Origin of the sequence: Pseudomonas emilianonis (genome assembly GCF_023072625.1) — a bacterium.
Classification (GTDB): Bacteria; Pseudomonadota; Gammaproteobacteria; order Pseudomonadales; family Pseudomonadaceae; genus Aquipseudomonas; species Aquipseudomonas paraveronii.
In genome coordinates this window covers 1-7,383 of the sequence record NZ_JAKNRV010000263.1, presented here as the reverse complement: position 1 = coordinate 7,383, position 7,383 = coordinate 1, and the positions used below count along the sequence as shown (strand labels likewise).

The 7,383-nt window shown below is 62.2% G+C and carries 6 protein-coding genes; 3 read left to right on the top strand and 3 right to left on the bottom strand.

Annotated features, from left to right (window positions below):
• Nucleotides 1-648, bottom strand: a 648-nt coding sequence (locus tag L9Z73_RS21645; RefSeq protein ID WP_247405256.1) for a LysR family transcriptional regulator, incomplete at its 3' end; no start/stop codon positions are given.
• 150 nt (nucleotides 649-798) lie between these two features.
• Here L9Z73_RS21645 and L9Z73_RS21640 point away from each other — a divergent pair.
• Entirely contained in the window at nucleotides 799-2,307 is a 1,509-nt protein-coding gene (locus tag L9Z73_RS21640; RefSeq protein WP_247405252.1) for an MFS transporter, read from the top strand.
• Between the two features lie 54 nt (nucleotides 2,308-2,361).
• Here the strand turns inward: L9Z73_RS21640 and sohB are convergent, their stop codons facing one another.
• On the bottom strand, nucleotides 2,362-3,387 hold the full coding sequence (sohB, locus tag L9Z73_RS21635; RefSeq protein WP_247405249.1) for a protease SohB: 1,026 nt from the start codon (nucleotides 3,385-3,387) through the stop codon (nucleotides 2,362-2,364).
• A gap of 195 nt (nucleotides 3,388-3,582) precedes the next feature.
• Between sohB and L9Z73_RS21630 the strand changes: the two genes are divergently transcribed.
• The gene (locus tag L9Z73_RS21630) at nucleotides 3,583-4,293 is read left to right on the top strand and encodes a histidine phosphatase family protein (protein WP_247405246.1); all 711 of its coding nucleotides are present in this window, start codon (nucleotides 3,583-3,585) and stop codon (nucleotides 4,291-4,293) included.
• 56 nt (nucleotides 4,294-4,349) lie between these two features.
• Nucleotides 4,350-4,664, top strand: coding sequence for an SCP2 sterol-binding domain-containing protein (locus tag L9Z73_RS21625; RefSeq protein WP_247405244.1), 315 nt, complete (start codon nucleotides 4,350-4,352; stop codon nucleotides 4,662-4,664).
• Between the two features lie 185 nt (nucleotides 4,665-4,849).
• On the opposite strand, the gene L9Z73_RS21620 is transcribed toward L9Z73_RS21625, so the two are convergent.
• The coding region (locus L9Z73_RS21620; protein WP_247405241.1) for an MGH1-like glycoside hydrolase domain-containing protein at nucleotides 4,850-7,383 on the bottom strand (2,534 nt) is incomplete at its 5' end.

Sequence of the window (7,383 nt, the reverse complement as noted above, 5' to 3'; positions counted from 1 at the left end):
CCCCAGGCGCGGCGCGTAGCCGCCTTGGGCCGCGACGTGCAGGGTGCCGCTGATTTGCTCCGGCAGGATAAACGTCTCGTTTTGCAGATGCTCGCAACCGATAGCCTTCAACCCCAGCAGCCAGGAATCCTGGGGCAGCGCCAGCACGAAACCTTCGCTGTGCAGGCGGACCGCCTCCACGCCGTCGGGCAAGGTCATCGGCGAACGAACGTAGCCAATGTCGTAGCGCCCATCCGCCACCGCGCCGGGCAGGGTCGCCATCGCACATTCGCGCACGTTCACGCTGACGTCGGGAAACGCCTGGCTGAACCCGTGCATTTGCCGCTGCAACAGCCCGGAATACACCGCCGAGGCCACGTAGCCCAATTCGATATGACCGGTCTCGCCACGCCCGGCACGCTGGGCACTGCGCTGGGCGAATTCGAATTGACGCACGGTGGCTTCGGCCTCGACCAGCAGCGCGGCGCCGGCTTCGGTCAGGCTGACTTCGCGCTGCTGGCGGATAAACAAGCGCGTACCCAGGCTGGTTTCCATGTCCTGGATCTGCCGGCTCAGAGTCGGCGGTGCGATGCCCAGTTGCTCGGCGGCACGGGTGAAGTTGCGCTGCCGGGCCACGGCCAGGAAGTAGCGAAAGTGGCGGATATCCATACGAGGATTAGCTCAAAGGTAATGAAGTGCTTCACTGCAACTAATAAAGGCAGTCGCACACAGGGATAAGCTCAAGGCACTTCAACAGTAGAGAGCCCTTGCGATGTCCGTCAACTGCCATTTCCGTATTGCCTATGGGGTAATAACATCATGAGCCGGGTCAGTCCACGCCTGACACTGCTGACCGCTTCCGGCGTCTGCTCGCTGATCGTGCTCGACACCAATATCGTCGCCGTCACCCTGCCAAGCATCGCCCGCGACCTGGGGGCCAACTTCGCGGATATCGAGTGGGTGGTCAGCGCCTATATGCTGGCCTTCGCCGCGCTGTTGTTGCCCGCCGGCAGCGTCGCCGATCGCTTCGGCCGCAAGAAGAGCCTGATCTGGGGCCTGGGCATTTTCATCCTCGCGTCCCTCGGCTGCGGCGCGGCGCCCAGCGCGCTGTGGCTGGATATCGCCCGCGCCATCAAAGGCGTCGGTGCCGCGTTGTTGCTCACTTCGGCGCTCGCCTCCATCGGCCACACCTTCCACGACGACGTGGAACGGGCCAAGGCCTGGGCGTTCTGGGGAGCGTGCATGGGCGTGGCGATGACCGCCGCGCCGACCCTGGGTGGCTTGATCACCGAGTACCTGGGCTGGCGCTGGATTTTCTACCTCAACCTGCCGGTGGGCCTGGCGCTGATGGCACTGGTGCTGCGCGCCATCCCCGAGTCCCGCGATACCCAGGCCGCACGACTCGACCCGTGGGGCAGCCTGGCGTTCAGCGCCAGCTTGGTGTGTTTGATGTGGGGGTTGATCGAGGCCAACCGCATCGGCTGGGACAGCCCGCTGACCTACGCGCGCCTGCTCGGCGGTGCGTTGCTATTGGGCATCTTTGTGCTGGTCGAGCGGTTACAGCAGCGGCCGATGGTCGACCTGCAGCTGTTCCGCCACCCGCGGTTTATCGGCGCCCTGCTGGGCATGTTCGCCTATGCCGGCTGCGCCCAAGTGATGATGACGTTACTCCCGTTTTACTTGCAGAACGGCCTGGGTTTCTCCGCGATTGCCTCGGGCCTGGGCATGTTGCCGTTTGCGCTGACGATGCTGATTTGCCCACGGATCGGCGCACGCCTGGCGGGGCGCTTTGCGCCGGCGACGATGATGGCCAGCGGTTTGACCCTCGTAGGCTGCGGTAACCTGCTGAGCGCCTGGGCGCTGAATGTCGGCGGCTACCTGCCCTTCGCCCTGGCGATAGCCGTCACGGGCGCCGGGGCGGGCCTGCTCAATGGCGATACGCAGAAAAACATCATGGCCTGCGTACCACGGGAGCGGGCCGGCATGGCGTCGGGCATGAGCACCACCATGCGGTTCAGCGCGATCATGTTGGCGATTGGCGTGTATGGGGCACTGCTGAGCAGCCACAGCGAACAGTTGTTGCGCGCAAGTATCGACCCGCAATGGCAGGCGCAGGTGGCGGGAATTGCTTCGCGGGTGGTGGCGGGTGATATGCCGGCGGCGCTGAACCTGGTGCCCGAGGCGGGGCGGGTAAGGGTGCAACCGCTGGCGCGGCAGGCGTTTGTGGACGGGTTCAGCGGGGTGTTGTGGGTGGCAGGGTTATTGGGATTGCTCGGAGCGCTGGTGGTGGGGAGGCTGATGCGCAAGCCGATACCCACACCGAACTAAATGTGGGAGGGGGCAAGCCCCCTCCCACAGGTATTACCTATCCCCTAAAGAGGCTTACCAGAACCGCTGCTGGGTCAACCGGCTCCACCAGGTCAGCAGCACGCGGTCCACCGAACCGCTGGCTGCCAGGCCCACGCGCTCTTGCAAGCTCTTGCGCTCGGCGTAATGCAAGTGGAACACCTCGGCGGTCTTGGCCTTGGTAGCCAGGTATTCGTCGCTGGTTTGCAGTTCGTCGACCAGTTGCTTGTCGAGGGCTGCGACACCCAGCCACACTTCCCCGGTCGCCACTTCATCGATTGCCAACTGCGGGCGATAGCGCGACACGAAGTTCTTGAACAACTGGTGAGTGATGTCCAGGTCCTCCTGGAACTTCTCCCGGCCCTTCTCGGTGTTTTCGCCAAACACGGTGAGGGTGCGTTTGTATTCGCCGGCGGTCAGCACTTCAAAGTCGATGTCGTGCTTTTTCAGCAGGCGGTTGACGTTGGGCAACTGCGCCACCACCCCGATGGAACCGAGGATCGCGAACGGTGCGCTGATGATCTTCTCGCCGATGCACGCCATCATGTAGCCGCCGCTGGCCGCGACCTTGTCGATGCACACGGTCAACGGCACGCCCGCCTGGCGAATCCGTGCCAGTTGCGACGACGCCAGGCCGTAGCTGTGGACCATGCCGCCGCCGCTTTCCAGGCGCAGCACCACTTCGTCCTTGGGCGTGGCCAGGCTCAGCAAGGCAGTGATTTCATGGCGCAGGCTCTCGGTGGCCGAGGCCTTGATGTCGCCGTCGAAGTCGAGCACGAACACGCGTGGCTTGGCCTCGGGTTTCTTTTTGCTGTTCTTCTTTTCGGCTTTGCTTTCGGACTTGCGCAGGGCCTTGAGCTGATCCTTGTCGAGCAAGGTCGATTCAAGGCGCTCACGCAGGCCTTTGTAGAAATCATTCAGCTTGCTGACATGCAACTGGCCGGCGGATTTGCGACGACCTTTGCTGCGCAGTGCCGCGAAGCTGATCAGTACCACCAGAATCGCGACCACCAGGGTGACGGTCTTCGCCAAAAAGCTCGCGTATTCAGCCAAAAAATCCATGTGTCTCCTTAACAATGCACGGCGCCAGGCGCGGATCGCCCAAGCATACCGACGGGACCGCCGGGGGGCCAGTGCTCAAACCGCCAGCAGGCAAGCGCTCTAACGCACTTTTAAAACAAGCGTATGTTTTTTCATTGACAGCTCGCAGGCATCCTCATAACCTCGCCAGACTTTCAACGTACCGGGAAAACGGACGTGGGCAGCATCTATCTGATTCGACATGGCCAGGCCTCCTTCGGTGCAGACGACTATGACGTCCTATCGCCCGTTGGCGTGGAACAAGCGCAAATCCTCGGTCGCCACCTGGCAGACATGGGTGTGACGTTCGACCGCTGCGTCGCCGGCGACCTGCGCCGCCAACAGCACACCGCCACGGCCGCCTTCGATCAGTACAGCGCCCTTGGCCTGCCGGTTCCGGCCCTGGAAGTCGACAGCGCCTTCAACGAATTCGACGCCGACGCGATCATCCGCGCCCTGCTCCCCGACCTGCTCACCACTGAGCCCGACGCCCTGGACATCCTGCGCAACGCCGCGCAGAACCGCAGCGAATTCCAGCGCATCTTCGCCCTGATCATCGAGCGCTGGGTGGCCGGCACTTACGATACGCCGGGGCTGGAAAGCTGGCTGGGGTTTGTCGAGCGCGTCCAGGGTGGCCTGCAGCGTCTGCTGGAAGCGGCCGACAATACGCACAAGATCGCCGTGTTTACCTCCGGCGGCACCATTACCGCCCTGCTCCACCTGATTACCCGAATGCCTGCCGCCCAGGCCTTCGAACTGAACTGGCAAATTGTTAACACCTCGCTCAACCAGCTGAAATTCCGCGGTCGCGAGGTGGCACTGGCTTCCTTCAACAGTCATACCCACTTGCAACTGTTGAAGGCGCCGCAGCTCATCACTTTCCGATGAATTGCGGCCAACCGTGACCCCAAGGTCACTGGACTCTACCCTAAAGGATCGAAACCATGACTGACGTAGCTAAAGCCGTAGAAGCAATGAAAGCCAAATTCAACCCAGCCGCTGCTGCCGGCCTGGACCTGGTGTTCGGTTTTCGTATCGATGACAGCAAAAACTTTTCGCTGATCGTCAAAGACGGCGCCTGCGAACTGAAAGAAGGCGAAAACCCTGACGCCCAGGTGACCCTGGTCATGGACGCCGAAACACTGGAAGGCATCGTCGACGGCTCCACCGACGGCATGCAGGCCTTCATGAGCGGCAAGCTGCGCACCGAAGGCGACATGATGCTGGCGATGAAACTGAGCGAGCTGTTCCCTTCCTGAGAACGCTGGCTGTAGAGCACGCTATAAAACGACAAATCCCGCCAATGGCGGGATTTGTCGTTTCTGGTCCAGGGCTGGCGATCAGCGGCGTCGACTTTCTTGAACGGCTCCAAATCTGGCGGGGGATGGCAGCGTTCGCCATGATCTACATCCTTGTAAAAGTCGGGGCGGCAAATTTACCCAATTCAAGACGTGGAGGGTACATGCAACAGCAACGCCACCAATGCACTCCACCCCGTCTGGTGGGACGCCCCCAACCCACGCCCGGTTTCCCCATGAAAATACTCATGGAACAACACCAGGTCACGGCTGGCCGGGTCCGCCTCCAACTGCGCATACCCCGCCATCGATGGGCGCAGGCCATTTTCATCCCTTAAGACCAATCGGCTCAGGCGCAGGCTCAAGCTGTCGGCGACTTCCTCCAGGGACGACAGGTAACCACTGCCCGTCGGGTACTCCACCGAGAAGTTATCCGCGTAGTACCGATGAAACTCGCGCAACGATTCGATCAGCATGTAATTCACCGGCATCCACAACGGTCCGCGCCAATTGGAGTTGCCGCCGTACAGACGTGAATCGGATTCACCGGGCTGATAACGTGCGCACAGCGTGTCGCCATTCATCTTCAGCGCCAGGGGCTGGTCGGCAAAGGCCTTGGACAATGAACGCACGCCAAACGCCGAAAGAAACTCATCGTCATCCAGCATGCGCCGCAGCAAGTCCTTGGTGCGCTCGCCGCGCAACAGCGCCAGCAACAGGCGATTGCCCTGCCCCGGCTCGTTCCAGCGTGAGACCAGCTTGGCCAGTTCCGGCCGGTGGTGCATGAAGCCCAAAAGCCGCTCACGCAAGCCTTCGAGGCCTTCATGCTCGCGCTGCTCCAGCACCAACACGGCGAACAGCGGCATCAGGCCGACGATGGAGCGCAGGCGCACCGGTTCGTTCTGGCCGTCGGGACGATGCAGTACGTCGTAGAAGAACAGGTCCTGCTCGTCCCACAGGCCCTCGGCGCTGTCGTCGACACGGTTGATGGCGCCGGCGATATACAGGAAGTGCTCGAAAAACTTCACTGCGATATCGACGTATACGACATTGCGCCTGGCCAGTTCCAGAGCCATCCGCATCAGGTCCAGCGCATAGGCGGCAACCCACGCGGTGCCATCGGCCTGGTCTAACTGATAACCCGGCGGCAGCGTGGCCGAGCGGTCGAACAAGGCGATATTGTCCAGCCCCAGGAACCCGCCCTGGAACAGGTTGCGCCCTTCGGCATCCTTGCGGTTGACCCACCAGGAGAAATTCAGCAGCAGCTTGTGGAAGATTCGCTCCAGGAAATCCATGTCACCTACGCCGGTCAACGCCTTGTCCTGCTGATACACCCGCCAACTGGCCCAGGCATGCACCGGCGGGTTAGCGTCGTCGAAGCGCCATTCATAGGCCGGCAACTGACCATTGGGATGCATGAAGCGGTCCTTTACCAGCAGCAACAGCTGTTGCTTGGCATACCCCGGATCAATCAGCGCAATGGCCACCGCCTGAAAGCCCAGGTCCCAGGAGGCGTACCACGGGTATTCCCAGGTGTCGGGCATGGAGAGGATGTCGAAGTTGGACAGGTGCCGCCAATGGCTATTGCGCCGTTGCAGGCGCTCGGGCGGCGGCGCGGGCTGGGTCGGGTCGCCGTCGAGCCACTGGTTAACGTCGAAGTAATAGAGCTGCTTGGACCACAGCAAACTGGCCAGGGCCTGGCGTTGCACATTACGCGCATCCGCGTCGGCGATGCCCTGCTGCAACGCGGCGTAGAAGTCATCGGCTTCCTGGCGGCGCTGTTCAAACAGCTTGCGCGCATTGACCTGGGGCGCGTCCTTGGGCGCAAAACGCAAATAGACGGCTTTGCACTCCAGGCCCGCCAACTCCAGGATGAAACGCGCGGCCGCCTTGGTGCCGGTGTCGCGGCGAATCGCGATTTCCTGCCCCGCCACCACGTAATCGTTGATCCCATCCTTGAACGGCCCCGGCGCCGGTTGCCCGTCCAACTTGGGGAAGTTACTTTCGTTTTCGCAGAACAGCCATTCGACGCCGTCCTGGCCCCAGGCGCTGAGGTGGTGATCGGGCAATTCATGATGACGCGCCAGCACGCGGTCGCCGTCCAGCCGCAACTGCGGTTTCGGCGCGCCGACGGTCCAGCTCCAATCATTGCGCGCCCAGACCTGGGGCAGCACTTGCAGGCGTGCCGGCTGGTCCGAGCGGTTGTGGACGCTGACGCGCATGAAGATATCGTCGGGCTGGTGCTTGGCGTATTCGACGCTGACGTCGCAATACCGGTTGTCTTCAAACACGCCGGTATCGAGGATTTCGTACTCGGCATCCGCCAGCCCACGTCGGGCGTTTTCGGCGATCAGGTCAGCGTAGGGAAACGCCGCGTGGGGATATTTGTAGAGCATGCGCATGTAGGCATGGCTCGGCACGCCGTCGACGAAAAAGTACAGTTCCTTGACGTCTTCACCGTGGTTGCCCTCAGCGTTGTTCAGGCCGAACAGGCGCTCTTTGAGGATCGCGTCACGCTCGTTCCACAGCGCCAGGCCCATGCACCAGCGTTGCGCCTTGTCACTGAACCCGGCCAGGCCATCCTCGCCCCAGCGGTAAGCGCGGCTGCGCGCATGTTCGTGCGGGAAGTAGCGCCAGGCATCGCCATCGGCGCTGTAGTCCTCGCGCACCGTGCCCCATT